Origin of the sequence: Vibrio sp. 10N.222.55.C6 (assembly GCF_041473395.1) — a bacterium.
Lineage (GTDB): Bacteria > Pseudomonadota > Gammaproteobacteria > Enterobacterales > Vibrionaceae > Vibrio > Vibrio crassostreae_C.
Window position 1 is genome coordinate 1 of record NZ_JBFRSD010001223.1, and the last position, 532, is coordinate 532.

Consider the following 532-nt stretch of genomic DNA (forward strand, 5'->3'; position numbering starts at 1 on the left):
TGTTGCTGATGTGTTTGATGCCCTGACCACAGAGCGCCCTTATAAAAAAGCTTGGAGTATTGATGAGGCGCTGAACTTGTTTGAAGAACAGAAAGGCAAACATTTTGATCCAACTATCGTTGATGTGTTTTTTCTGAAGTTACCTGAGATTCTAGCAATTAAAGAGAAATTTAGAGATGAGTGATGGCTTGATGTTGTCGCTAAATCGTTTGGTTGTTTTTCTGGTCATTACACTTGTGGTGTGGTCGCTGCTAATGCGATCTACGAATGCTGCTGAGGTAACAGATACTGAGTTAAATCAGTGGTTGGGAAACCAACCTACGGTAACTTTTGTTGTCTTGGCCAACCATTATCCTTACTCATTCATCGATGATGATGGGCAGGTTTCTGGGATCATCAAAGATTGGACATTAGATCTTGAACAGCGTTTTGGTGTTCATGTTCGGTTTGTCACAGTTAACTCGCGTGTCGAGGCTAAAGCCGCGTTAGTCGACGGGCGAGGCGATGTATTTCCATTCCAACAGTTCGACCC

At 43.2% G+C, this 532-nt stretch carries 2 protein-coding genes; both read left to right on the top strand.

Features of this window, described 5'->3' with window-relative positions:
- On the top strand, nucleotides 1-184 hold a 184-nt coding region (locus AB4486_RS28275), incomplete at its 5' end, for an HD-GYP domain-containing protein (protein WP_372120145.1).
- Nucleotides 177-532, top strand: a 356-nt coding sequence (locus AB4486_RS28280) for a hypothetical protein (RefSeq protein ID WP_372120147.1), incomplete at its 3' end; no start/stop codon positions are given. The genes AB4486_RS28275 and AB4486_RS28280, both read left to right, overlap by 8 nt.